At 74.2% G+C, this 23917-nt stretch carries 22 protein-coding genes and 1 riboswitch; of the genes, 11 read left to right on the forward strand and 11 right to left on the reverse strand.

The annotated features are described in order from the left end of the window. Positions 1 to 5: 5 nt before the first annotated feature. Genes VKA29_RS12065 through VKA29_RS12080 form a run of 4 tightly spaced genes read right to left on the reverse strand, consistent with a single transcriptional unit; the run spans position 6 to position 1784 of the window. Positions 6 to 680 carry a DUF6286 domain-containing protein gene (locus VKA29_RS12065; RefSeq protein WP_324785411.1) on the reverse strand — a complete coding sequence of 225 codons (675 nt, stop codon included), beginning with the start codon at positions 678 to 680 and terminating at the stop codon, positions 6 to 8. Further along, positions 677 to 1060 carry a hypothetical protein gene (locus VKA29_RS12070; RefSeq protein ID WP_324785413.1) on the reverse strand — a complete coding sequence of 128 codons (384 nt, stop codon included), beginning with the start codon at positions 1058 to 1060 and terminating at the stop codon, positions 677 to 679. Before VKA29_RS12070 ends, VKA29_RS12065 begins: the two co-directional genes overlap by 4 nt. Beyond that, complete coding sequence (locus VKA29_RS12075; RefSeq protein WP_324785414.1) at positions 1057 to 1242, reverse strand: hypothetical protein; 186 nt, start codon at positions 1240 to 1242, stop codon at positions 1057 to 1059. Before VKA29_RS12075 ends, VKA29_RS12070 begins: the two co-directional genes overlap by 4 nt. 44 nt (positions 1243 to 1286) lie before the next feature. Continuing rightward, positions 1287 to 1784 carry an Asp23/Gls24 family envelope stress response protein gene (locus VKA29_RS12080; RefSeq protein ID WP_324785415.1) on the reverse strand — a complete coding sequence of 166 codons (498 nt, stop codon included), beginning with the start codon at positions 1782 to 1784 and terminating at the stop codon, positions 1287 to 1289. Positions 1785 to 1896: 112 nt separating this feature from the next. On the opposite strand from VKA29_RS12080, the gene VKA29_RS12085 reads away from it, so the two are divergent. Continuing rightward, a complete protein-coding gene (locus tag VKA29_RS12085; protein ID WP_324785416.1) occupies positions 1897 to 2610 on the forward strand; it encodes a nucleopolyhedrovirus P10 family protein in 714 nt (237 codons plus the stop codon). Positions 2611 to 2628: 18 nt separating this feature from the next. Here VKA29_RS12085 and VKA29_RS12090 read toward each other — a convergent pair whose 3' ends face one another. The 3 genes from VKA29_RS12090 to abc-f all read right to left on the reverse strand — a co-directional run bounded on the left by VKA29_RS12090 (position 2629) and on the right by abc-f (position 5735). Beyond that, positions 2629 to 3432, reverse strand: coding sequence for an enoyl-CoA hydratase/isomerase family protein (locus VKA29_RS12090; RefSeq protein ID WP_324785417.1), 804 nt, complete (start codon positions 3430 to 3432; stop codon positions 2629 to 2631). A 147-nt stretch (positions 3433 to 3579) separates the two neighbouring features. Next, positions 3580 to 3801: a helix-turn-helix domain-containing protein gene (locus tag VKA29_RS12095; protein WP_004002281.1), complete on the reverse strand. Its 222-nt coding sequence runs from the start codon at positions 3799 to 3801 to the stop codon at positions 3580 to 3582. A gap of 335 nt (positions 3802 to 4136) precedes the next feature. Beyond that, positions 4137 to 5735: a ribosomal protection-like ABC-F family protein gene (gene abc-f, locus VKA29_RS12100; RefSeq protein WP_324785419.1), complete on the reverse strand. Its 1599-nt coding sequence runs from the start codon at positions 5733 to 5735 to the stop codon at positions 4137 to 4139. Between the two features lie 208 nt (positions 5736 to 5943). Here abc-f and VKA29_RS12105 point away from each other — a divergent pair, with 208 nt between their 5' ends. After that, positions 5944 to 6357, forward strand: coding sequence for a VOC family protein (locus VKA29_RS12105; RefSeq protein WP_324785420.1), 414 nt, complete (start codon positions 5944 to 5946; stop codon positions 6355 to 6357). Positions 6358 to 6399: 42 nt separating this feature from the next. Here VKA29_RS12105 and VKA29_RS12110 read toward each other — a convergent pair whose 3' ends face one another. From VKA29_RS12110 to VKA29_RS12120, 3 genes are all read right to left on the reverse strand, one after another. Then, positions 6400 to 7800 (reverse strand): hypothetical protein, encoded by a 1401-nt coding sequence (locus tag VKA29_RS12110; protein WP_324785422.1) that lies wholly within the window; start codon positions 7798 to 7800, stop codon positions 6400 to 6402. Positions 7801 to 7970: 170 nt separating this feature from the next. Beyond that, positions 7971 to 9098, reverse strand: a complete 1128-nt coding sequence (locus VKA29_RS12115) for an alpha/beta hydrolase family protein (RefSeq protein WP_324785424.1) — start codon at positions 9096 to 9098, stop codon at positions 7971 to 7973. A 241-nt stretch (positions 9099 to 9339) separates the two neighbouring features. Then, positions 9340 to 10152: a class II aldolase/adducin family protein gene (locus VKA29_RS12120; protein WP_324785425.1), complete on the reverse strand. Its 813-nt coding sequence runs from the start codon at positions 10150 to 10152 to the stop codon at positions 9340 to 9342. Between the two features lie 223 nt (positions 10153 to 10375). Between VKA29_RS12120 and VKA29_RS12125 the strand changes: the two genes are divergently transcribed. The 9 genes from VKA29_RS12125 (at position 10376) to cobI (ending at position 23146) form a co-directional block, all read left to right on the forward strand. Beyond that, a complete protein-coding gene (locus tag VKA29_RS12125) occupies positions 10376 to 11644 on the forward strand; it encodes an inorganic phosphate transporter (RefSeq protein WP_324785426.1) in 1269 nt (422 codons plus the stop codon). Positions 11645 to 11670: 26 nt separating this feature from the next. After that, the gene (locus tag VKA29_RS12130) at positions 11671 to 11898 is read left to right on the forward strand and encodes a hypothetical protein (protein WP_324785427.1); all 228 of its coding nucleotides are present in this window, start codon (positions 11671 to 11673) and stop codon (positions 11896 to 11898) included. Between the two features lie 240 nt (positions 11899 to 12138). Further along, a riboswitch (cobalamin riboswitch) is annotated at positions 12139 to 12211 on the forward strand. 120 nt (positions 12212 to 12331) lie between these two features. Beyond that, positions 12332 to 13282 (forward strand): cobalamin biosynthesis protein, encoded by a 951-nt coding sequence (locus VKA29_RS12135; RefSeq protein WP_324785428.1) that lies wholly within the window; start codon positions 12332 to 12334, stop codon positions 13280 to 13282. Continuing rightward, entirely contained in the window at positions 13279 to 14811 is a 1533-nt protein-coding gene (locus tag VKA29_RS12140) for a cobyric acid synthase (protein WP_324785429.1), read from the forward strand. Before VKA29_RS12135 ends, VKA29_RS12140 begins: the two co-directional genes overlap by 4 nt. After that, on the forward strand, positions 14808 to 18461 hold the full coding sequence (cobN, locus tag VKA29_RS12145; protein WP_324785430.1) for a cobaltochelatase subunit CobN: 3654 nt from the start codon (positions 14808 to 14810) through the stop codon (positions 18459 to 18461). The genes VKA29_RS12140 and cobN overlap by 4 nt, the downstream gene beginning before the upstream one ends. Then, the gene (locus VKA29_RS12150) at positions 18458 to 20470 is read left to right on the forward strand and encodes a putative cobaltochelatase (protein WP_324785431.1); all 2013 of its coding nucleotides are present in this window, start codon (positions 18458 to 18460) and stop codon (positions 20468 to 20470) included. Before cobN ends, VKA29_RS12150 begins: the two co-directional genes overlap by 4 nt. Beyond that, positions 20470 to 21069 carry a cob(I)yrinic acid a,c-diamide adenosyltransferase gene (gene cobO, locus VKA29_RS12155; protein WP_324785432.1) on the forward strand — a complete coding sequence of 200 codons (600 nt, stop codon included), beginning with the start codon at positions 20470 to 20472 and terminating at the stop codon, positions 21067 to 21069. The genes VKA29_RS12150 and cobO overlap by 1 nt, the downstream gene beginning before the upstream one ends. After that, positions 21063 to 22418 carry a cobyrinate a,c-diamide synthase gene (locus VKA29_RS12160; protein ID WP_324785433.1) on the forward strand — a complete coding sequence of 452 codons (1356 nt, stop codon included), beginning with the start codon at positions 21063 to 21065 and terminating at the stop codon, positions 22416 to 22418. Before cobO ends, VKA29_RS12160 begins: the two co-directional genes overlap by 7 nt. Next, positions 22415 to 23146, forward strand: a complete 732-nt coding sequence (cobI, locus tag VKA29_RS12165) for a precorrin-2 C(20)-methyltransferase (protein ID WP_324785435.1) — start codon at positions 22415 to 22417, stop codon at positions 23144 to 23146. Before VKA29_RS12160 ends, cobI begins: the two co-directional genes overlap by 4 nt. A gap of 20 nt (positions 23147 to 23166) precedes the next feature. Here cobI and VKA29_RS12170 read toward each other — a convergent pair whose 3' ends face one another. Further along, positions 23167 to 23895: a ZIP family metal transporter gene (locus VKA29_RS12170; RefSeq protein ID WP_324785436.1), complete on the reverse strand. Its 729-nt coding sequence runs from the start codon at positions 23893 to 23895 to the stop codon at positions 23167 to 23169. Positions 23896 to 23917: the final 22 nt, after the last annotated feature.

A 23917-nucleotide genomic window follows, 5' to 3' on the forward strand; every position in this document is an offset into this window, starting at 1 on the left:
GGCGCTCACCCCTTCCGTCCGGGCCGGCGCACCCGCACCGACAGCGCGGGCGGCCGGGCCAGCCCCAGGCCGCCGACGGCGTCGGTGAGCACGCTGTCCAGGTCGGCGCGCACGTCGTCCAGGTCCCGGAAGTGCGAGACGGCGCGCACGTCGGCGTGGGCGCGGCCGATCCGCACCCGCACCGACTGGATGCCGGCCACCTCCATGGCGCGGTCGCGCAGCACCGGGGCGGCGGCCGCACGGTGCAGTCCGGCGCGGACGTCGGGGTGGGTGCGCCGCATCGGCAGGACGTCGCGCAGGCCGGGCGTGGCGGCCAGCACGAGCAGCCACAGGCCGAGGACGGCGGCGACCGCCGCGCCGAGCAGCACCCAGGTGTCGTCGAGGGGCCGCTCGGCGAGCTGCCGGGCGAGTTCCCGGCGCCAGCCCAGGGCAGGGCGGTGGGCCCGCACGGCGGCGATGTCGTAGAGGAAGACGCCCGCGACGAGCAGGAGCAGCAGCGCGGTGACGCCCGCGGGGACGCGGCGCGCCGACCAGAAGCGGCTCTCCCGGCCGCCCTCGCGCTCCGGCGGGGGCGGCGGCCGGTACGCCTCGTCCGGGCCGGCGTCCCGCTCGACCACCGGCAGCCGCTGTGTCGTGCCCTCGAAGCCCTGGGGGCCCTGGGGGCCCTGGGGCTCGCTCATCGCGTCCTCCCCTGTGCCACGTCGTGCGCCGGGGCCAGGTGCAGCCGTTCCACGCGGACGGCGACCTCCGGCACCTCCATTGCCACCAGGTCGCCTACCCGCCGGGCCACGTGCCGACGCACGGCGCGGCACCGGGCGCCGATGTCGCAGGGATAGTCGAGTTCGAGGTGGACCCGGACGTGGGCGGCCTCGTGACGCACCACGACGGTGGCGTACGGGGGCGCGGCCGGGGCGGGCAGCTCGCCGAGCGCCTCCCGGGCGGCCTGCCCGGCGATCTTGGCGACGACCCGGTCGGCGATCCGGAGCGCCCCGCGTCCGCCCGGCTCGACGACGGCCAGGGGCCCGCGGGACGCTTCGGCGCCGTCGCTCACGGACGTCACCGCCGCCGGCCGTCACGCGTGCGGAAGAAATCGCCGACCTCCAGGTCCCCCTCCAGGAAACGGCCGACGACGAAGCCGACCGCGCCCATGGCGGCCACCAGCAGAAAGGCCCCGAACCCGCCGAAATAACCGGCGAACCCCAGCGCCATTCCGGCGATCATGCCGACCACGGCCCTGCTCATGGTGCGCTCCCCTCAGCGGTGCGGACGGTCCGGTGGCCCTGCGGTCACTGGATCCGCGGCTCCGGCTCCTCGCCCTCTTCCTCCGGCAGTTTGACATCGCTGACCGCGATGTTGACCTCGACGACCTCCAGGCCGGTCATGCGCTCCACCGCCGCCACGACGTTCTCCCGCACGGCCCTGGCGACGTCGGCGATCGACACGCCGTAGTCGACGACGATCTCCAGGTCGAGCGCGGTCTGCACCTCGCCGACCTCGGCCTTCACCCCGCGCGCCACGGACTTCGAACCGCCCGGGACCCGGTCGCGCACCGCGCCGAAGGTGCGGCTGAGCCCGCTGCCCAGGGTGTGCACACCGAGCACGTCCCGTGCGGCCATTCCGGCGATCTTCTCGACGACGCCGTCGGCGATGGTGGTGCGCCCGCGGGTGCCGGGGTCGCCGCTGCCGCGCCGCGCCGCCTGCACCCTGCGCGTGGCCGGGGTCTCCGGCACCTCGTTCTGCCCCGGCGGGGTCCCCGGCCGGTTCCGCTCCGTCATCTCGCTCATCGCGGTCACGTCCCTTCCGGTCGCGTGGTCGTCCGGTCGCGTTGTGGTCCCCCTTCGACCACGGTAAGCGGGCCTGAGCCATGATGCGCCGGAGATGCGGCAGTCTGGAGCAATGACGGCGGAGCAGTGGACGCACGCGGTACGGCAGCGGCTGGCGCTCGGCAGGCTGCTGCCCCTGGGCGGCCCCCGCGACGGCGCGTGGATCTCGGAGGCGGCGGCCGGGGCGGTGCTGCGGCGTGCGGCGCTGGAGGTGCCCGGCGTGCGGGTCGACGCGCTGCGGATCGCGCCGGCCCACCCGGAGGACGGTTCCGAGCCCGTCGTGCCGCCGCCGCCCGGTGCCCTGCCGCCGGGCCCGCTGCGGGTGACGGCCGAGTTCGCGGCGACGGCGGCCGAGCCGCTGCCGGCGACGGCGGCCCGGCTGCGCGCGGCCCTGGGCGCCGCGGCCACGCGGCTGCTGGGGCCGGCGGTGACGGAGGTGGACCTGCGGGTGGCGGCCCTGCTGGACACCGAGCCGGAGCGCACGCCCGTGGCGTCGCCGCGGGTGCCGGAGGCCGCGCGGCCGGGGACACCGGACGAGGAACGCGTCACCGCGGCCGTCCTGGCGGTGGCGGGCGTGGCCCGGCTGACGGCCGGGCTGGGGTGCGCCGTGCACGTCGAGGAGCGGCGGACGCGGGCGGCCGGCCTGCCGCACCGCCACGTCCGGGTGGAGGTGGCGGTGGCAGCGGACCACCGGGCCGTGGAGGTGGCCCGGCGGGTCCGCGGGGCGGTCGCCGGGACGCTGCCCGGCCGGCCGACCGTGACGGTGCTGGTGACCGCTGTCGGCTGACCGCTGTCGGCTGACGGTCTATTCGCCGAGGCCGGCGAGGTCCCGCAGCCGTCGGGCCTGGGCCGCGCGCTCGGCGGCGCGCTGGTCGTCGTACGAACGTCCCGGTGCGCCGCGCAGCAGCGCCTTGGTCTCGACCACGGCGTCGCGCGGGGCGGCCAGCAGCGCCGACGCCAGGTCCCGCACCGCGTCGGAGAGCTGGTCCGCGGGCACCGCGAGGTTCGCCAGGCCGGTGCTCACGGCCTCCTCGGCCTGCACGTAGCGTCCGGTGGCGCAGATCTCCAGCGCCCGGGCGTAACCGACCAGGCTCACCAGCGGGTGCGTGCCGGTGAGGTCGGGGACCAGTCCGAGGCTGGTCTCGCGCATGGCGAACTGCACGTCGTGCGCGACGACGCGCAGGTCGCAGGCGAGCGCGAGCTGGAAGCCCGCCCCGATGGCGTGTCCCTGCACGGCGGCGATCGACACGATGTCGCTGCGCCGCCACCAGGTGAAAGCCTCCTGGTACTCGGCGATGGCCGCGTCCAGTTCGCTGTCGCTGCTGCGCGCGAGGTCGAGGAAGGTCGGCTCGCCCTCGATTCCCTCGGGCGTCAGCATGCGCCGGTCGAGACCGGCCGAGAACGACTGGCCCTCGGCGCGCAGCACGACGACACGGACCGACCCCGGCAGCAGCCGACCCGCCTCGGCGAGCGCACGCCACATGGGGGCGCTCTGCGCGTTGCGCTTGGCCGGGTTGGTCAGCGTCACCGTGGCGATCGCGTCGTCGACGGTGAGCCGTACGCCGTCCTTGTCGAGTACCGGACCGAGGTCCTGGGCGGGCGAAGCCATGGGGCGCCTCCGATGAGTGCGGTCAGCAGAGCAGAGCTAAGTGACTGCACAGTAACCACCCGGCCGGTCTCACGTCCCCCCGGGTCCCTCAAGGGCCGAAGGGAGACCGACCGGGTGGCCACCATCGAAGCCGATGGGCCGCCCGGGTCAGGACGAAGCGGCCTTCTTGCCGCGAGTCGCCCCGCCACGCCCACGCAGCGTGACGCCCGATTCGCTCAGCATCCGGTGAACGAAGCCATACGAGCGGCCGGTCTCCTCGGCCAGCGCCCGGATGCTCGCACCGGAGTCGTACTTCTTCTTCAGGTCTGCCGCGAGCTTGTCGCGCGCGGCGCCGGTCACCCGGCTGCCCTTCTTCAGAGTCTCGGCCACCCGTGCCTCCTCATGGGAAGTGCGCTCTGGTCTCCTCATGATCACCCCTCCGGGCGCTCATGGCCACCCATTCGGCAAGGTCCGTGAGACAGGCTTGTGACGACAGGAGCGCATCCCCACATACGGAACGCCCGCTTCCGCACGGTCGCGTTCGTTGGGCCGAACGGGTTCACCGGCGAAGTTCCTGGTCAGCGACGCGCGACGGCCGAGCCCCCGGCGATGGAGGACTCGGCCGCGAAATCGATGGCGGACACACCCGGGTACCAGGCGATCTCACCCAGATGACGGATCAACGATGAGCCGAATGATCCCTACGCCGTTGATCACGAGTTCGGTCAAGCGAGGGCGACGAGGTCCGCGTAGTCGGAACCCCACAGGTCCTCGACGCCGTCCGGGAGCAGGATGATCCGCTCCGGCTGCAGCGCCTCGACGGCGCCCTCGTCGTGCGTGACCAGGACGACGGCGCCCTTGTAGGTGCGCAGCGCGCCGAGGATCTCCTCGCGGCTGGCCGGGTCGAGGTTGTTGGTCGGCTCGTCCAGCAGCAGCACGTTCGCCGAGGACACCACCAGGGTGGCGAGGGCGAGACGGGTCTTCTCGCCGCCGGAGAGCACGCCGGCCGGCTTGTCGACGTCGTCGCCGGAGAACAGGAACGAGCCCAGCACCTTGCGGACCTCTACGAGGTCCATGTCGGGGGCCGCCGAGCGCATGTTCTCCAGCACCGTGCGCTCGGGGTCCAGGGTCTCGTGCTCCTGGGCGTAGTAGCCGAGCTTGAGGCCGTGACCGGGGACGACCATGCCGGTATCGGGCTGCTCGACGCCGGCGAGCAGGCGCAGCAGGGTGGTCTTGCCGGCGCCGTTGAGACCGAGGATGACGACCCGGGAGCCCTTGTCGACGGCCAGGTCGACGTCGGTGAAGATCTCCAGCGAGCCGTACGACTTCGACAGGCCCTCGGCCGTCAGCGGGGTCTTGCCGCAGGGCGCGGGCTCCGGGAAGCGCAGCTTGGCGACCTTGTCGGACTGCCGGACGGCCTCCAGGCCGGCGAGCAGCTTGTCGGCCCTGCGGGCCATGTTCTGCGCGGCGACCGTCTTGGTGGCCTTGGCGCGCATCTTGTCGGCCTGCGAATGCAGCGCGGCGGCCTTCTTCTCGGCGTTGGCGCGCTCGCGCTTGCGGCGCTTCTCGTCGGCCTCGCGCTGCTGCTGGTACAGCTTCCAGCCCATGTTGTAGATGTCGATCTGGGCGCGGTTGGCGTCCAGGTAGAACACCTTGTTCACGACCGTCTCGACCAGGTCGACGTCGTGGGAGATCACGATGAAGCCGCCGCGGTAGGTCTTGAGGTAGTCGCGCAGCCAGATGATCGAGTCGGCGTCGAGGTGGTTGGTGGGCTCGTCCAGCAGCAGGGTGTCCGCGTCGGAGAACAGGATGCGGGCCAGCTCGATACGGCGGCGCTGACCGCCGGAGAGCGTGTGCAGCGGCTGGTTCAGCACCCGGTCGGGCAGGTTGAGCGCGGCGGCGATGGTGGCGGCCTCGGCCTCGGCGGCGTACCCGCCCTTGGTGAGGAACTCCGTCTCCTGGCGCTCGTACTGCTTCATGGCCTTCTCGCGGGTGGCGCCCTGGCCGTTGGCGATGCGCTGCTCGTTCTCGCGCATCTTGCGGATCAGTACGTCGAGGCCGCGGGCGGACAGGACGCGGTCGCGGGCGAGGACGTCCAGGTCGCCGGTGCGCGGGTCCTGCGGGAGGTAGCCGACCTCGCCGGAGCGGGTGATGGTGCCGGCGGCGGGGATGCCCTCGCCGGCCAGGCACTTGGTGAGGGTGGTCTTGCCGGCGCCGTTGCGGCCGACCAGGCCGATGCGGTCGCCCTTGGCGACGCGGAAGCTGGCGTTCTCGATGAGGATGCGGGCACCGGCGCGCAGCTCGATACCGGAGGCGGAGATCACGGACAGACTCCAGGGCGGACAGGGGTTGGCGGGTGGGCGGCTGAGGACGTTCCCGCCGTCTAATGCGCGAGGAGAATGGCCATGGGAGAAGTCTAACGGGCGCATGCAAGCGCTTTTCCGGCCCGGCGGGCGCGGGCCGTTGTCAGTGGCCGCTGTCACACTGGACGGTGGATGACATTTCCGACGTGATCACGAGGGAGTGATCGGTATGGCCGGCACGCACGGCGGACGTCCGAGCATCTGCCCGACGCTGCTGTACGCGGACGCGAGAACGGCGATCAGGCAGCTCACGGAGGCTTTCGGCTTCACCGAGCTGTCGGTGTACGAGGGCGAGGACGGCGTGGTCATGCACGCCGAGCTGGTGCAGGGCAACGGCGCGGTGATGATCGCCTCCAAGGGCCGCGGCGGCGTCTTCGACGCGGCCATGAAGGACGCGGGCACCACCGGGGTGTACGTCGCCGTGGACGACGTCGACACACACCACCGCCATGCCGCGGAGCACGGCGCGGAGATCCTGACGCCCCCGACGGACCAGGAGTACGGCGGCCGGGACTACATGGCCCGGGACGTCGAGGGCAACATATGGAGCTTCGGCACGTACGCCCCGGAGATCCGGGCCTGACGGAGGCCGGAGCCCTTCCGGGCTCCCCCGGCCGGCCGGTGGCTAGTCCCCGCCGGTGTGCACCTGGAAGGCGGCGCGGCGGACGGCCTTGGCGAGGGCCGGGTCGGGGTGCGCGGCGGCCAGCGCGACCAGGACCTGCACGGTGCGGGGGTGGCCGACGGCGCGCACCTCGTCGAGCAGGGCCGGCACGGTCGGCTGCACGGCGGACTCCAGGTGGCGCACCAGCATGGGGGCCTCGCCGTGGTCGGCGACGGCGGCGGCGGTGTCCACCCACAGCCAGGTGGCCTCCTCCCGGGTGAGGACCTCGTGGGCGTCCTCCGGGTCGATGCCGTCGTGCTCGGCGAGCCACAGCAGCGCGTAGGGCCGCAGGGTCGGCTCGTCGGCCACGGAACGCACGTCCGCCTCGGCGGGGGCGCCGACCACGCGCAGCGCCTCGAAGGCGAGACCGCGCAGCAGGGCGTCCTCGCCGCGGGCGGCGGCCAGCAGCTCGGTGACGGCGCTGCCCACGGGGCGGGCGGCGAGCCAGGCGCGGTATTCGGCCCGGGCGGCGTTCGGGCGCAGCTGGGCGCAGCCGCGGAGCATGTCCTCGGCGCTCTGCTCGATGTTCCCGGCGGGGCTCTGGGCGGCGACGCAGATCTGCTCCAGCTTGACCCAGACCGCCCAGCTGCCGAGCGGGGTCAGGGTGGCCTGTCCGTCGCCGCAGGTGAGCGCGCCGACGGAGGCGAGGGCGTGCAGGGCCCAGTCGAGGAGCGGCGCGAGGGGCGTGTCCTGCCAGCCGGTCTCCAGGGCCGGATCGGGCTGCGGGCCGTAGGGGATCTCGCAGCGCTCGGTGCGCAGTTCGGTGACCCGCTGCTCCAGGAGGTCCAGGAGCTGCTCCACGGGGACCGGGCCGGCGGACAGCTGGAGGAAGGAGAGCACCTGGGGCATGGCCGAGACGACCTCGGCGACGGCGGCGGGCTCGTGGTGGGCGGGCTCGGGGTAGGCGAGCGACCAGGCGTCGAAGAGGGCGACCCAGCCGCGCAGGACGGCGCTGTCGTCGCGGTCCCAGGCGCGCAGCCGCCAGCCGGGCCGGGCCCGGCCGCCGTGCACCTCCACCAGGCCGGCCAGGCGGGCGATGTCCCAGTCGGCGCGCACCTGAGCCACGCTCAGGCCCAGGTCCGCCGCCGCGTGTTCGGCGGTCGCGTCGGAGAGGGTGGCCTTTCCGTCGGCGGTCACGCCGTCCCGGCCCACGCCGAGCGCGGTGTCGGCCCAGCGCGCGACGCGGGCCGCGGCGGCCAGGCCGGAGCGAGCCATCCTGGCCAGTTCCGCGGGGGCCGGTGTGCCCTCCGGGGGGCGGGGGGCGGCGCGCCGCGGGCGCCGCTGGTTCACTGCTGAGGGGGCGGCGGCCAGGGGTCGCGGGCGGACGAGTCGAAGCCTGGAGTCGCGCGGGATACGGGACGTCACGGGTGCAGTCTTCCGGTTGACGGTCCGAAAACCCAAACGGAATGTCACCGCGGGCGCCGGACAGGGCGGAAGTGCGGCTTCCGCAGGGCCCCGGAGCGCCCGGAACAGGCCGGTCCCGCGGCCTCAAGCGGAATCTCCGGGACCGGGGGCGGGAGGGGGCTCGCCGCGGCTCACATCAGGGGGGTGAGGAAGCGGCGCAGCGCCTCCTCGTAGGCCGCCGGGTCGGCGTTCCACATCGCTCCGTGCGGGGCGTCCCGGACCGTGTGCAGGGCGACCAGGCCGGGCAGGGCGCGGGCGAGGCCGCGGGAGAGCTCCCAGGGGGCCAGGGCGTCGCCCGGGCCGTGGAAGACGAGGGTCGGGACGGTGAGCCGGGCCGCGTCCGCCAGGCCGGCCGAGCGGTCGCCGTACAGGCCGGTGCGGCCCTGCGCGGCCCGCACGGCGAGCGGCAGCAGGGCGGCCGGCGTACGGCGGGCCGCGGCGAGGGCGCGCAGCGTCGTCGTCCAGTCGAGGACCGGGGAGTCCAGGACCAGGCCGGAGACACGCTCGCGCACGCCCGAGTGCAGCGCGGCGCGCAGCGCCATGGTGGCGCCGGTGGACCAGCCGTACAGGACGACCTGCCGGGCGCCCTGCCGTACGGCGTAGCGGATCGCCGCGTCCAGGTCGCGCCACTCGGTCTCGCCCAGGTGGCTCAGGCCGTCCGGGGAGCGGGGGGCGCCGGGGTCGCCGCGGTAGGCGAGGACGAGCACCGGGAAGCGCCGGTCGTGCAGGAACTCCATGACGTTCAGAGCGAGTTCGCGGGTGGTGCCCAGGCCGTGCACCGCGATCACCCAGGTCTGCCGCACGCCGTGGACGAACCAGGCGGGCAGGGAGCCGAGTTCACCGGGGATGGTGACGTCGGCGTGGTCGAGGCCGAGCGCGGTGCCGGGGTCGCCGACGTGGAGGCCGGGGGTGAACCACACCTTGTCGCCGGGCTCGAGGGTGCCGCGCGTGACGCGTTCGAGGCGGCGCACGACCGCGTCGGCGGAGTTCCCCGCGGTGCCCAGGACGGGGCCGACGACGGCGTGGGCGCCGGCGTCGGTGAGGCCGTAGGTGCCGGGGCGTGTCGAGGCCAGGTCGCGGGTCAGGGAGATCCGGTCCGGGGCCGTGGCGTGCACGGTGAGCCGGGGTTCGGTGGGCAGGGGCTTGCCCGGCGGCGCCTTGAGCGCGGCGTCGCTGGCCAGCCGGCCGACGGCCACGCTCGCCGCGCCGGCCGCCAGGGCGGCGGTGACGGCGGCGGCCGATGCTTTGACGGTGCGCACCCGTCCAGTGTCCCGGCGGACCGCGTCACCGGCCAGTGGGCGGACGGGGCGGGGTGACACGGCGGTGCGCGGCGGGTCGGGCCGGGTCGGGTCGGGCTACGACGCGGTGAGCCGATCCCGGGCGGGTCAGTCCCGGGCGGATCGGCCCCGCGCGGGTCAGTCCCGGGCAGGTCAGTCCCGGGCAGGTCAGTCCCAGGCAAGTCGGCCCCGCGCGGGTCAGTCCCGGGCAGGCCTGGGCGGGTCAGTCCCGGGCGGATCCGTCCGGCGCGGGGCGGGCCGGGGCGGGGCGGTCGCGCTGTCCGTATCCCCGCAGCCGCTCCCCCACCTCCGCCAGTTGCTCCGCCGTCAGCAGGGACGGCGACAGCCCCGGGACCGCGGACGCCGTCAGCCACAGACGGCACATCCACTCGAGCTGGGCCGTGCGGTCGTAGGCCTGTTCGAGGGTGGCGCCGTAGGTGACGGTGCCGTGGTTCTGCAGCAGGCAGCCGGAGCGGCCGGCGAGGGCGCGGAGCATGTTCTCGGCCAACTCGTCGGTGCCGTAGGTCGCGTAAGGGGCGACACGGACGGTTCCACCGAGCGCGGCGGCCATGTAGTGGATCGTCGGCAGTTCGGGGACGAGGGTGGAGACGGCCGTCGCGTGCACGGCGTGGGTGTGGACGACGGCGCGGGCCGTGGTCGTGCGGTAGACGGCGAGATGCATGGGCAGTTCGCTCGTCGGCACCAGCGAGCCGAGCACCTGCCGGCCGTCGAGGCCGACGGCGGTCAGGTCGCCCGCGGTCAGCCGGTCGTACGGCACCCCGGACGGCGTGACGAGGACGGTGTCCCCGACGCGTACCGAGACGTTGCCGGAGGTGCCGACGACCAGCCCGTCGGCCACCGTGCGCCGGGCCGTGGCGACGAGATCCTCCCAGGCGCGCGTCTCCTCGGCCCGTACCGCCCTGCCCCGTTCCTCCGCCCCGACCGGCCCGACCGGCCCGCCCTCCCGGGCATCCCGGGCATCCCGGGCCTTGCGTCCACCCCGTCCGCCCCGCCGGTCCGCTCGCTGCTCAGCCATGCGGCGATCCTGCCAGGACACCCCCGGGCCCGCCGCCGTTCCGGACCGGAACACCGTACGTGACCACGTGAAACCCAACCGTCACCGCCACCGCGGGCAGACCGGACGGCGGAACCGCCGACCCCCTTTTTCGGACATCCTGCGGCCCGCCTCAGTTCACCTTCCGTTCACCCAGGTTACGTACGTTCGACGCGCCAATGACCTCGAACGATTGCCTGGGTAAATGGAAAACTTCTCGCTGATCCTCGCGATTGTGGTGGCTACCGCACTCGCGTTCGATTTCACGAACGGTTTCCACGACACCGCCAACGCGATGGCCACCACCATCTCGACCGGCGCACTCAAGCCCAAGGTCGCGGTGGCCATGTCCGCCGTGCTCAACCTTGTGGGCGCTTTCCTCTCCGTGGAGGTCGCCAACACGATCTCCAAGGGTCTCGTCGACGAGACCGGCATCCGTCCCGAGGTCATCTTCGCCGCACTGGTCGGCGCGATCCTCTGGAACCTGCTGACCTGGCTGGTCGGGCTCCCCTCCAGCTCCTCGCACGCCCTGATGGGCGGCCTGATCGGCGCCACCGTCGCCTCGGCGGGCATGGGCGCGGTGCACGGCGACGTGCTGGTGACCAAGGTGCTGATCCCCGCGGTCGCCGCCCCGGTCGTCGCGGGAGTCGCGGCGATGTTCGCCACGCGCCTGTCCTACACGCTCGGCCGGAAGGCCGACGGCAAGGCCGCCGACAAGGGCTACCGGGCGGGCCAGATCGCCTCCGCGGGCCTGGTCTCCCTGGCCCACGGCACGAACGACGCGCAGAAGACGATGGGCATCATCACCCTCGCCCTGGTCGCCGGCGGCGTCGTCGCCCCCGACTCCGACCCGCCCACCTGGGTCATCCTCTCCGCCGGCCTGGCCATCGCGCTCGGCACCTACATCGGCGGCTGGCGCATCATCCGCACCATGGGCAAGGGCCTGACCGACCTGCAGCCGCAGCAGGGCTTCGCCGCCCAGACCAGCGCGGCCACGGCCATCCTGGCCTCCTCCCACCTCGGCTTCTCCCTGTCCACCACGCACGTCGTCTCCGGTTCGGTGATGGGTGCGGGCCTCGGCCGCAAGGGCGGCGTGGTCCGCTGGTCGACCGCCACCCGGATGGTCGTCGCCTGGGTGCTGACGCTCCCGGCCGCCGCCCTGGTCGGCGCGCTCGCCGAGTCGGTCACCGGACTCGGTGACTGGGGCACCGCCGTCGTCGCCGTCTTCCTGATCGCCTCCAGCGCCGCGATCTGGAAGATCTCCCGCCGCGAGGTCGTCGACCACAGCAACGTCAACCACGTCGAGGAGCCGGACGGCGTGGTGGCCGCGGCGATGGCCGCCGTGACGCCGCCCCCGGCCGGCCCGGTGACCGAGGAGCTCACGGCGACGATCCTGTCGCCGGCCGCCCCGGCCGCCGTGACCGCCACCCCCGATCCGGCCACCCCGGCCACCCCGCCGGCCGCCGCGGTCTGATCCCCGGCAGAAGGAAGAGAAGCAGCATGAAGATCGACTGGGCGGCCCTCGGCTCCGTCTTCGGCGTCAGCCTCGGGGTCACCGTGGGCCTCGTGGCCCTGTTCACCCTGGGCGTCATGGGCCTGTCGCGCCGCGAGCGGGCGGTGGCGCAGGGCGACTCGGCGGCCCTCGCGGTGACCGGCGCGTACCTGTGCTTCGCCGCCTGCGCGGCGGCGGTGGCGTACGGCATCAACCTGATCATGGCCAAGGGCTGAGCCCGCGGTCCGACTCCCCCTGGTGCCGGGACGGTGATCCGTCCCGGCACCAGGCGTTTCCCCGCGCATGTCCCCGCGCGTTTCCCCACCTGGTTCCGCACGCGTTCCGGCAACGGTTTCCGGTGACCCAGGCGACCCCTCGCGTGTGGGCCTGAGCACACTCCCCCGCCGCAGGTCAGCGGCAGGTTGACGGCCCTTCCGGCCCCGTGGTGGACTGCCGGGGCCAATTACGGCGGCAGGAGAGGAAGCCGGTGCGAGTCCGGCGCGGTCCCGCCACTGTCACCGGGGTGCGAGCCCCGGGAGCCAGGAACTCTCACCGCCGGTCTCTTCGAACCAGGGCGTGGACACCCTGAGTGAGGACATATCGCCATGCGCGGCTGCCGGCCGAGGAACACCGCCCGAGCCCTGCCCCACCCCGCGGCCGGCTGAGCCGATGCGTGCCGATCGCGTCTTCGCGTACGGCGCCGCCGCCGGACTCGTGACCGACCTGCTGCTCGGCGATCCCCGCCGCGGACATCCGGTCGCCGCGTTCGGACGGGCCGCCGGCGCCGTGGAACGGGTGCTGTGGCGGGACCACCGCGGGTGGGGCTCGCTGCACGCCGTCGTGTGCGCGGGCGGAGCGGCGGCGCTGGGCGCCCTCTCCGCCCGTGCCGTACGCCCTTCCGCCGCCGCCTCGGTCGCGCTGACCGGCGCCGCCACCTGGGCCGTCGTCGGGGGGACGTCGCTCGCCCGGGAGGCCCGGGTGATCGGGCGGGCCCTGGAGGCGGGGGACGTGGAGGCCGCGCGGGCGCGGCTGCCGCATCTGTGCGGGCGCGATCCGCAGGCGCTGGACGCCGACGGGATCGCCCGCGCCGTCGTCGAGTCGGTCGCCGAGAACACCTCCGACGCCGTGGTGGGGGCGCTCGTGTGGGGCGCCGTCGCCGGCGTGCCGGGGCTGGTCGGGTTCCGGGCCGTCAACACGCTCGACGCCATGGTCGGGCACCGGTCCCCGAGGTACCGGCGGTTCGGATGGGCCTCCGCCCGCCTCGACGACGTGGCCGGATGGCCGGGCGCGCGGCTCACCGCCGTCCTCGCGGCCGTGGCCGGCGACGACCGGCGGGGCGCCGTGCGGGCCTGGCGGGCCGACGCCGGCCGGCACCCGAGCCCCAACGCCGGACCGGTGGAGGCGTCGTTCGCGGGCGCTCTCGGCGTGCGGCTGGGCGGAACGCTGTCGTACGGGGGGCGCGTCGAGCACCGGCCGGTGCTGAACCGGGACGGGCGCGCCGTCGCCGTGCCCGACATCGAACGGGCCGTGCGGCTGTCCCGACGGGTCGGTCTGCTCGCGCTCGGCGCCTGTGCCGCCGCGCGCCTCGTCGTGAGCCTCGTGAAGGGACACGGGAAATGAACGGTGGTCTCCTCGTCGCCGGCACCACCTCCGACGCCGGCAAGAGCGTCGTCACGGCCGGCATCTGCCGGTGGCTGGTGCGGCAGGGCGTCAAGGTCGCGCCGTTCAAGGCGCAGAACATGTCCCTCAACTCGTTCGTCACCCGCGAGGGCGCGGAGATCGGGCGGGCGCAGGCCATGCAGGCGCAGGCGTGCCGGATCGAGCCGACCGCGCTGATGAACCCGGTGCTGCTCAAGCCGGGCGGCGAGCAGCGCAGCCAGGTCGTGCTCATGGGCAAGCCCGTGGGCGAGATGAGCGCGCGCGGTTATCACGGCGGGCGGCAGCAGAAGCTGCTCGGCACGGTCCTCGACTGTCTCGCCGAACTGCGGGGCACGTATGACGCGGTGATCTGTGAAGGGGCCGGTTCGCCCGCCGAGATCAACCTGCGGCGGACCGACATCGTGAACATGGGGATCGCCCGCAACGCCGGGCTGCCCGTGCTGGTGGTCGGCGACATCGACCGCGGGGGCGTCTTCGCCTCCTTCTTCGGCACCGTCGCCCTGCTCTCCCCCGAGGACCAGGAACTCGTCGCCGGGTTCCTGGTCAACAAGTTCCGCGGCGACGTCTCCCTGCTCCAGCCGGGCCTGGACATGCTGCACGGACTCACCGGCCGGCACACCTACGGCGTCCTGCCCTTCCGGCACGGGCTCGGCATCGACGAGGAGGACGGACTGCGCGTCTCCCTGCGCGGGACCGTGCGGGAGTCGAACACCGCCCCGCCGGTCGGCGAGGACGTCCTGCGGGTCGCCGTCTGCGCGGTCCCGCTGATGTCGAACTTCACCGACGTGGACGCGCTGGCCGCCGAACCGGGCGTCGTGGTGCGGTTCGTGGACCGGCCCGAGGAACTGGCGGACGCCGACCTCGTCGTGATCCCCGGCACCCGCGGCACCGTGCAGGCCCTCCAGTGGCTGCGCGAGCGGCGGCTCGCGGACGCGCTGGTGCGCAGGGCCGCCGAAGGACGGCCGGTGCTCGGCATCTGCGGCGGCTTCCAGATCCTCGGCGAGCACATCGAGGACGACGTGGAAAGCCGGCGCGGACACGTCGACGGCCTCGGCGTGCTGCCCGTACGGGTGCGGTTCGCCCGCGAGAAGACCCTCACCCGGCCGGTGGGCGAAGCCCTCGGCGAGCGGGTCGAGGGCTACGAGATCCACCACGGGGTCGCCTCCGTCGAGGGAGGCCAGGCGTTCATCTCTGATGACGAAGGACACAGCCTCGACGGCTGCCGGGTCGGACAGACCTGGGGCACGCACTGGCACGGCTCGCTGGAGTCGGACGGCTTCCGGCGGGCCTTCCTGCGCGAGGTGGCGGCCGCCGCGGGCCGCCGCTTCGTGCCCGCCGACGACACCTCGTTCGCCGCGCTGCGCGAGGAGCAGCTCGACCGGCTCGGCGACCTGATCGAACAGCACGCGGACACGGACGCGCTGTGGCGGCTCATCGAGTCCGGCGCGCCGCAAGGACTGCCCTTCATCCCACCGGGAGCGCCCGCATGAGCACAGTGTTGTTGTTGTCGACCGCCGACACGGACCTGCTGGCGGCCCGCGCCTCCGGCGCCTCCTACCGGATCGGCAACCCGACCCGGGTGGACGTGGCCGGGGAACTGCCGGGGCTGCTCGCGGGCGCCGACATCGCCGTCGTACGGCTGCTCGGCGGCAAGCGCGCCTGGGAGGACGGGCTGGCCGCGCTGAAGGCGTCCGGCGTCCCGACCGTGCTGCTCGGCGGGGAGGCGGTGCCGGACGCGGAGCTGATGGCCGAGTCGTCGGTGCCGGCCGGCGTGGTCGCCGAGGCGCTGCGGTACCTGGTGGAGGGCGGTCCCGCCAACCTGACCGAGCTGGCGCGGTTCCTGTCCGACACCGTGCTGCTGACCGGCGAGGGGTTCGTCGAGCCGCAGCGGATGCCCGAGTACGGCGTCCACGGCGAGCGTGCCCTGCTCGACGGCCGGCCCACGGTGGGCGTGCTGTTCTACCGGGCCCACGAACTCAGCGGCAACAATGCCTTCGTGGACACCCTGTGCGACGCGATCGAGGCGCACGGCGCCAATGCCCTGCCGGTCTACTGCGGTTCGCTGCGCGGGGCGGACGCCGGGCTGTACGAGATCCTCGGCACGGCGGACGCCCTGGTCGCCACCGTCCTCGCGGCCGGCGGCACGCACGCCTCGCAGGCGTCGGCGGGCGGCGACGAAGAAGCCTGGGACGTCGGGCGGCTCGCGGAGCTGAACGTCCCGGTGCTGCAAGGGCTGTGCCTGACGTCGTCCAGGGCCGCCTGGGACGAGTCCGACGCCGCCCTGTCCCCCATGGACGCGGCGATGCAGGTCGCGATCCCGGAGTTCGACGGCCGGCTGATCACCGTGCCGTTCTCCTTCAAGGAGCAGGGGCCGGACGACGTGCCGGTGTACGTCGCCGACCCCGAGCGGGCCGCCCGGGTCGCCGGGATCGCCGTACGGCACGCGCGGCTGCGGCACAAGCCGAACGCGGAGAAGAAGGTCGCGCTGGTCTTCACCGCGTACCCGACCAAGCACTCCCGCGTCGGCAACGCGGTCGGCCTCGACACGCCCGCGTCCGCGGTGCGCGTCCTGGACGCGCTGCGGGGCGCCGGGTACGCGCTCACCGAATACCCCTCCGGCGGCGACGAGCTGATCCACCGGCTCATCGAGGCCGGCGGGCACGACGTGGAGTGGCTGACCGAGGAGCAGCTGGCCGCCGCGCCCGCACGGGTGCCGCTCGCCGACTACCGGGCGTGGTTCGACAAGCTGGACCCCGGACTGCGGGACGCCATGCTGGAGGCGTGGGGCGAACCGCCGGGCTCGCTGTACGTCGACGGCGATGACATCGTCCTCGCCTCCCTCCGGTTCGGGAACGTCGTGGTGATGATCCAGCCGCCGCGCGGTTTCGGCGAGAACCCGATCGCGATCTACCACGACCCCGACATGCCGCCGTCGCACCACTACCTGGCCGCCTACCGCTGGCTGGAGAACAGTTTCGGCGCCGACGCGATCGTGCACATGGGCAAGCACGGCACGATGGAGTGGCTGCCCGGCAAGGGCCTGGGGCTCGGCCCGGGGTGCGCCCCGGACGCCGTCCTCGGCGACCTGCCGCTGATCTACCCGTTCATCGTCAACGACCCCGGCGAGGGCACCCAGGCCAAGCGGCGCGGGCACGCCACGGTCGTCGACCACCTGGTGCCGCCGATGGCCCGCGCCGACACCTACGGCGACCTGGCCAAGCTGGAGCAGCTCCTCGACGAGTACGCCCTCGTCTCCGACCTGGACCCGGCGAAGGCGCCGGCCGTGCGCGCGCAGATCTGGACGCTGGTCAAGGCGGCCGAACTGCACCACGACCTGCACGTCGACGAGCAGCCGGACGACGCGGCGTTCGACGAGTTCGTCATGCACATCGACGGCTACCTGTGCGAGATCAAGGACGTGCAGATCCGCGACGGCCTGCACGTCCTGGGCGGCGGTCCGGTCGGCGAGCCGCGCGTCAACCTGGTCCTCGCGGTGCTGCGGGCCTCACAGGTGTGGGGCGGGCAGGCGAACGCGCTGCCGGGGCTGCGGGCCTCGCTCGCGGCCCGTTTCGGGCTCGTGGAGAAGGAGTTGCTGGCCGAGCCGGGCGCCCCGGTGAAGCTGCCGGCCGAACTGACCGACCTGGTCGACGGCCCGGCGCGCACGGCCGCCGACGCGATCGACCTGCTGGAGCTGTTGTGCCGGCGGATCGCGGAGGGCATGGAGGCGCGCGACTGGGCGGCCGCCGAAAGCGCACCGCTGGTGCGCGAGGTGCTCGGCGCCGAACTCCCCGACGCCGTCGCGGTGGTGGAGTTCGCGTGCACCGAGGTCGTGCCCCGGCTGGCGCGCACCACGGACGAGATCGGGCACATCCTGCGGGCGCTGGACGGCGGTTACGTCCCGGCCGGCCCGTCGGGATCGCCCACCCGCGGTCTGGTCAACGTCCTGCCTACCGGCCGGAACTTCTACTCCGTCGACCCCAAGGCCATTCCTTCCCGGCTGAGTTGGGAGGTCGGCCAGTCGCTCGCCGACTCGCTGGTGGCCCGCTATCTGCAGGACACCGGGGAGTACCCGAAGTCCGTCGGCCTGACGGTGTGGGGCACGTCCGCGATGCGCACCCAGGGCGACGACATCGCCGAGATCCTGGCGCTGCTGGGCTGCCGCCCGGTGTGGGACGACGCCTCCCGCCGGGTCACCGGCTTCGAGGTCGTGCCCCTGGCGGAGCTGGGCCGGCCGCGCATCGACGTCACGGTCCGCATCTCCGGCTTCTTCCGGGACGCCTTCCCGCATGTGGTCGGGCTGATCGACGACGCGGTGCGGGCGGTGGCGGAGCTGGACGAGCCCGCCGGGCAGAACTACGTGAAGGCGCACGCCGACGAGGACACCGCCGCGCACGGCGACCGGCGCCGGGCCACGGCCCGCGTCTTCGGCTCCAAGCCGGGCGCGTACGGCGCGGGCCTGCTGCCGCTGATCGACGCCCGCAACTGGCGCAGCGACGCCGACCTCGCCGAGGTGTACGCCGTCTGGGGCGGCTACGCCTACGGCCGCGGGCTCGACGGGCGGGCGGCCCGCGGCGACATGGAGACGGCGTTCAAGCGGATCGCGGTGGCGGCGAAGAACGTCGACACGCGCGAGCACGACCTGGTGGACGCGGACGACTACTTCCAGTACCACGGCGGCATGGTCGCCATGGTGCGCCATCTGACGGGCGCGAGCCCGGAGGCGTACGTCGGCGACTCCGCCGTACCGGACCAGGTGAAGACCCGGACGCTGGGCGAGGAGACCCACCGGGTGTTCCGCGCCCGGGTGGTCAACCCGCGCTGGATGGCGGCCATGCGGCGGCACGGCTACAAGGGCGCCTTCGAGATGGCGGCGACCGTGGACTACCTCTTCGGCTACGACGCCACGGCGGGCGTGGTCGACGACTGGATGTACGAGAAGCTCAGCGCCGAGTACGTCTTCGACGCGGAGAACCGGGACTTCATGAAGAGGTCCAATCCATGGGCGTTGAGGGGCATCACCGAACGCCTGCTGGAGGCGGCCGACCGCGGGCTGTGGGCGGAGCCGGACGCGGAGACGCTGGAGCGGCTGCGCGCCACCTACCTGGAGCTCGAAGGCGACTTGGAAGGCGACGAGAAGTGACTACCCCCTTTCCGTTCACGGCCGTCGTCGGGCAGGACGACCTGCGGCTCGCGCTGCTGCTGAACGCGGTGTCCCCGGCGGTCGGCGGCGTGCTGGTGCGCGGCGAGAAGGGCACCGCCAAGAGCACGGCCGTGCGCGCTCTCTCGGCGCTGCTGCCGGAGGTGGCCGTCGTCCCCGGGTGCCGGTTCTCCTGCGACCCGGCGGCACCGGACCCGTCCTGCCCGGACGGGCCGCACGAGCCGGGCGCCGGTACGCAGCGCCCGGCGCGGATGGTCGAGCTGCCCGTCGGCGCCTCCGAGGACCGGCTGGTCGGCGCCCTGGACATCGAGCGGGCGCTGGCGGAGGGCGTGAAGGCCTTCGAGCCCGGCCTGCTCGCCGACGCGCACCGGGGCATCCTCTACGTCGACGAGGTCAACCTGCTCCACGACCATCTCGTGGACTTGCTGTTGGACGCGGCGGCGATGGGTGCCTCGTACGTCGAGCGTGAGGGCGTCTCCGTGCGGCACGCGGCGCGGTTCCTGCTCGTGGGCACCATGAACCCCGAAGAGGGCGAGCTGCGGCCGCAGTTGCTGGACCGCTTCGGCCTCACGGTCGAGGTGGCCGCCTCCCGGGAGCCCGACCAGCGGGTGGAGGTCGTCCGGCGGCGGCTCGCCTACGACGACGACCCGGCCGGGTTCGCCGCGCGCTGGGCCGGCGAGGAGGCCGCCGTACGGCAGCGGATCGTCGCCGCGCGGGAGCTGCTGCCGCAGGTGAAGCTGGGCGACGGGGCGCTGCGGCAGATCGCGGCGACCTGCGCGGCGTTCGAGGTCGACGGGATGCGGGCCGACATCGTGATGGCGCGGACGGCGACCGCGCTGGCCGCGTGGGCCGGGCGGACCGACGTGCTCGCCGAGGACGTGCGGCAGGCGGCGTTGCTGGCGCTGCCGCACCGGCGCAGGCGCAACCCCTTCGACGCGCCCGGGTTGGACGAGAGCAAGCTGGACGAGACGCTGGAGGAGTTCTCCGGCGACGACGGCAGCGACCCCGACTCCGATCCCGATCCGGGCCCCGACGGCGGCGGGCCGGGCGGGGGCGGCGGGCAGCCGGCGCCGGACGCCGGGCCGCAGGGCGGGGACACGGGCGCGCGGCCGGAGGCCGGGGAGGACGGTGAGCCGCAGACCTCGGGGGCCTCGGAGCAGTCCCCCGCGCGTGCCGCCGAGCCGTTCCGGACCAAGGTGCTGAGCGTGCCGGGGATCGGCGAGGGCGCCGCCGGGCGGCGTTCGCGGGCGCGGACCGAGCACGGGCGGACCACAGGGGCGCGGCGTCCGCAGGGGGCGCTGACGAAGCTGCACCTGGCGGCGACCGTGCAGGCAGCCGCCCCGCACCAGCGGGCGCGCGGCCGGTCCGGGCGCGGGCTGGTGGTGCGCCGGGACGATCTGCGGCAGGCGACGCGTGAGGGGCGTGAGGGCAACCTCGTCCTCTTCGTCGTCGACGCCTCCGGCTCCATGGCGGCGCGGCAGCGGATGAGTGCCGTGAAGGGCGCGGTGCTGTCGCTGCTGCTCGACGCCTACCAGCGGCGGGACAAGGTGGGGCTGGTGACCTTCCGCGGGTCGGCCGCGGAGGTGGCGCTGCCGCCGACCTCGTCGGTGGACGCGGCGGCGGCCCGGCTGGAGTCGCTGCCGACGGGGGGCCGTACGCCGCTCGCGGCGGGGCTGCTGAGGGCGCACGAGGTGCTGCGGGTGGAGAAGCTGCGGGATCCCGCGCGGCGGGCGCTCGTGGTGGTGGTGACCGACGGGCGGGCCACCGGCGGTCCGGAGCCGGTGGCGCTCGCCGGGCGGGCGGCGCGGCTGTTCGCGGCCGATTCGGTCGCGTCGGTGGTCGTCGACTGCGAGTCGGGGCCGGTGCGGCTGGGGCTCGCCGGGCAGCTCGCCGGTGAACTGGGGGGCGCCGCGGTGACGCTGGAGGAGCTGCGGGCGGACTCGATCGCCGGGCTGGTCAGGGACGTTCAGGGCAACAGGAGGGCCGCCTAATGCCGCAGGGACAGCCGAGCGTCATCCCCGACGACGGACTGACGACCCGTCAGCGGCGCAACCGGCCGCTGGTGATCGTGCACACCGGCATCGGCAAGGGCAAGTCGACGGCCGCCTTCGGGCTCGCGCTGCGGGCCTGGAACCAGGGCTGGCCGATCGGGGTGTTCCAGTTCGTGAAGTCGGCCAAGTGGAAGGTCGGCGAGGAGAACGCGCTGCGCGTGCTCGGCGCTTCCGGCGAGGGCGGGACCGTCGCCTGGCACAAGATGGGCGAGGGCTGGTCCTGGGTCCAGCGCGACGCGCAGATGGACAACGAGGAGAAGGCCCGCGAGGGCTGGGAGCAGGTCAAGCGGGACCTGGCCGCCGAGACGTACAAGCTGTACGTGCTCGACGAGTTCGCTTACCCGATGCACTGGGGGTGGATCGACACCGACGAGGTCGTGGAGGTGCTGCGCAACCGGCCGGGAACCCAGCACGTCGTGATCACCGGACGGAACGCGCCGGGGAAACTCGTCGACCTCGCGGACCTCGTCACCGACATGTCCAAGGTCAAGCACCCCATGGACGTGGGCCAGAAGGGCCAGCGGGGCATCGAGTGGTGACGTCCTCGTCCGTGCCCCGGCTGGTCGTCGCCGCGCCGTCCTCCGGCAGCGGCAAGACCACCGTCGCCACCGGGCTGATGGCCGCGTTCGCCGCGCGGGGGCTCGCCGTGTCCCCGCACAAGGTCGGACCGGACTACATCGACCCCGGGTACCACGCGCTCGCCACCGGGCGCGTGGGGCGCAACCTCGACGCCTACCTGTGCGGGCCGGAGCTGCTCGGCCCGCTGTTCGCGCACGGTGCGCGCGGGTGCGACATCGCCGTCGTCGAGGGCGTGATGGGCCTGTACGACGGGGCCGCGGGCGAGGGTGAGCTGGCGTCCACCGCGCAGGTGGCGAAGGTGCTGCGGGCGCCGGTGGTGCTCGTCGTGGACGCGTCGTCGCAGTCGCGGTCGGTGGCGGCGCTGGTGCACGGGTTCGCGTCCTGGGACCCGGAGGTGCGGATCGGGGGCGTGATCCTGAACAAGGTCGGCTCCGACCGGCACGAGGAGCTGCTGCGGGAGGCGCTGGACTCCGCCGGGGTGCCGGTGCTGGGAGTGCTGCGGCGGGTTCCTCAGGTGGACACGCCGTCGCGGCATCTGGGGCTGGTGCCGGTCGCCGAGCGGCAGACGGCGGCGGTGGAGGCCGTCGCGGCGATGGGCGCGCAGGTCGCCGCCGGGTGCGACCTGGAGGCGCTGGCGGCGCTGGCCCGGAGCGCGGGCACGGTGCCGGGCGAGCCGTGGGAGCCGCCTGTCACGACCGAGCGTGCGCGTCCCGTGGTCGCCGTCGCCGGCGGTCCCGCCTTCACGTTCTCCTACGCCGAGCACACCGAGCTGCTGACCGCGGCCGGCGCCGACGTCGTGCTGTTCGACCCGCTGCACGACGAGCGGCTGCCGGACGGCACGAGCGGGCTGGTCATCGGCGGCGGCTTCCCGGAGGTGTACGCCGACGGGCTGTCCGCCAACGAGCCGCTGCGGGGGGAGGTCGCGGACCTGGCGGCGAGCGGCGCGCCGGTCGCCGCCGAGTGCGCCGGGCTGCTGTACCTGTGCCGGGAGCTGGACGGGCAGCCGATGTGCGGGGTGCTGGACGCCACGGCCCGGATGAGCGAGCGGCTCACCCTGGGCTACCGGGACGCGGTGGCCGTCGGCGACAGCGTGCTCGCGGTGGCCGGGACGCGGATGCGCGGGCACGAGTTCCACCGCACGGTCGTCGAGCCGGGCGCGGGGACGGCTCCCGCCTGGGGTGTGCGCGCCCCCGTGCGGCGGGTCGAAGGTTTTGTACAGCGAGGTGTGCACGCGAGTTATCTGCACACGCACTGGGCGGCCGAGCCCGGTGTCGCCCGTCGGTTCGTGGAGAGGTGCCGGACGTCATGAGCAGCAGGCTGATCGGGGTCGGGGTCGGGCCGGGCGACCCGGAGCTGGTGACCGTCAAGGGCGTCAACGCGCTGCGCGCCGCCGACGTGGTGGTCGTACCGGTGATGGACACCCTGGAGCGCGGGCGCGCCGAGGCGACGGTGCTGCACTACGTGCCCGCGGAGAAGGTCGTCCGGGTGGTGTTCGCGCTGAACGAGCGGACCGACCGGGCGCGGCGGGAGGCCGCCTGGGACGTGGCCGGCGAGCGGGTCGCCCGGTTGCTGCGGGAGGGCGGCTGCGTCGCGTTCGCGACCATCGGCGATCCCAACGTGTACTCGACGTTCCACTATCTCGCGCAGACCGTGGCGGAGCTGGTGCCCGAAACGGTGGTGGAGACGGTGCCCGGGATCACCGCGATGCAGGACCTGGCGGCCCGGTCCGGCGCCGTGCTCACCGAGGGGACCGAGCCGCTGACGCTGGTGCCCGTCACGGCCGGGAGCGCGGTGCTGAAGGAGGCCCTGAGCGGGCCGGGCACGGTCGTCGCGTACAAGTTCGGGCGGCAGGCCCGTGAGGTGGCCGAGGCGCTGCGGGAGACCGGGCGGATCGGCGACGCGGTGTGGGGTTCGGCGCTCGGTCTGGAGACCGAGTCGATCCGGCCGGCCGCCGAGCTCGACGGCGCCGAGCTGCCGTACCTGTCCACGCTGATCGCGCCGCCGCGGCGGGACGGCGGGCGGGGCGGCAAGCTGTGAGATCCCCCGGATCATGCAGTTCACGCGGCGATGCCGACCACCAGCCAGATGAACGCCGCCCCGGCGACCGTGCACAGCACGGTCGAGCGGGCGGGGTGCTCGTGGTGGGCCTCGGGGAGGATCTCGGCCGCCGCGAGGTAGAGCAGTACGCCGCCGAAGAGGCCGAGGTAGCCGCCGAGCAGCGGCTCGGGGATGGTGATGAAGGCGGTGGAGGCCGCGCCGGCGACGGGCGCCGCCGCGTCCGCGAACAGCATGGTCAGGGCCTTGCGGCGGGCGTTGCCGTACAGGCTGGTGATCGTGTACGTGTTGAAGCCGTCGGCGAAGTCGTGGGCGATGACGGCGAGCGCGACGGCCAGGCCCATGCCGCCGCCGACCTGGAAGGCCGCGCCGATCGCCAGCCCGTCCATGGCGCTGTGGCCGACCATCGCCGCGGCGGCGGTCAGGCCCACCTCGGGCGTCCGGTGGGCGTGCTCCTCGGCGCCGTGCGCGGCCTTGCGGGTGGCCAGCAGGCGTTCCACCAGGTGGGCCAGCAGGAAGCCGGCGACGAACAGCAGCAGGGCCGCCGGGACGCCGAACACCTCCCGGCCCGCCGCCCTCAGCGCCTCCGGCAGCAGGTCGAGGCCGACCACACCCAGCATCAGGCCCCCGGCCAGGCCCAGCACCAGGTGGCGACGGTCGGTCACGCGCTGTGCCGTCCATCCGCCGACCAGCGTCATCAGGAACGCGCCGAGCGCGACGAAGACCGCCATGGGGCCTTGTTATCCGATCGGC

It is taken from the genome of Streptomyces sp. H51, assembly GCF_035656535.1.
In the GTDB taxonomy this organism is placed as follows: domain Bacteria; phylum Actinomycetota; class Actinomycetes; order Streptomycetales; family Streptomycetaceae; genus Streptomyces.

Excerpts from the sequence above, each read along its gene's own strand:
- cobN (WP_324785430.1), top strand. The coding sequence starts at position 14,808 with ATGAGCACAGTGTTGTTGTTGTCGACCGCCGACACGGACCTGCTGGCG.
- cobO (WP_324785432.1), top strand. The coding sequence starts at position 20,470 with ATGCCGCAGGGACAGCCGAGCGTCATCCCCGACGACGGACTGACGACC.
- VKA29_RS12085 (WP_324785416.1), top strand. The coding sequence starts at position 1,897 with ATGACGGCGGAGCAGTGGACGCACGCGGTACGGCAGCGGCTGGCGCTC.
- VKA29_RS12125 (WP_324785426.1), top strand. The coding sequence starts at position 10,376 with ATGGAAAACTTCTCGCTGATCCTCGCGATTGTGGTGGCTACCGCACTC.
- VKA29_RS12120 (WP_324785425.1), bottom strand. The coding sequence starts at position 10,152 with ATGGCTGAGCAGCGAGCGGACCGGCGGGGCGGACGGGGTGGACGCAAG.
- VKA29_RS12075 (WP_324785414.1), bottom strand. The coding sequence starts at position 1,242 with ATGAGCAGGGCCGTGGTCGGCATGATCGCCGGAATGGCGCTGGGGTTC.
- VKA29_RS12090 (WP_324785417.1), bottom strand. The coding sequence starts at position 3,432 with ATGGCTTCGCCCGCCCAGGACCTCGGTCCGGTACTCGACAAGGACGGC.
- VKA29_RS12170 (WP_324785436.1), bottom strand. The coding sequence starts at position 23,895 with ATGGCGGTCTTCGTCGCGCTCGGCGCGTTCCTGATGACGCTGGTCGGC.
- VKA29_RS12140 (WP_324785429.1), top strand. The coding sequence starts at position 13,279 with ATGAACGGTGGTCTCCTCGTCGCCGGCACCACCTCCGACGCCGGCAAG.
- cobI (WP_324785435.1), top strand. The coding sequence starts at position 22,415 with ATGAGCAGCAGGCTGATCGGGGTCGGGGTCGGGCCGGGCGACCCGGAG.
- VKA29_RS12105 (WP_324785420.1), top strand. The coding sequence starts at position 5,944 with ATGGCCGGCACGCACGGCGGACGTCCGAGCATCTGCCCGACGCTGCTG.
- VKA29_RS12065 (WP_324785411.1), bottom strand. The coding sequence starts at position 680 with ATGAGCGAGCCCCAGGGCCCCCAGGGCCCCCAGGGCTTCGAGGGCACG.
- VKA29_RS12130 (WP_324785427.1), top strand. The coding sequence starts at position 11,671 with ATGAAGATCGACTGGGCGGCCCTCGGCTCCGTCTTCGGCGTCAGCCTC.
- VKA29_RS12135 (WP_324785428.1), top strand. The coding sequence starts at position 12,332 with ATGCGTGCCGATCGCGTCTTCGCGTACGGCGCCGCCGCCGGACTCGTG.
- VKA29_RS12080 (WP_324785415.1), bottom strand. The coding sequence starts at position 1,784 with ATGAGCGAGATGACGGAGCGGAACCGGCCGGGGACCCCGCCGGGGCAG.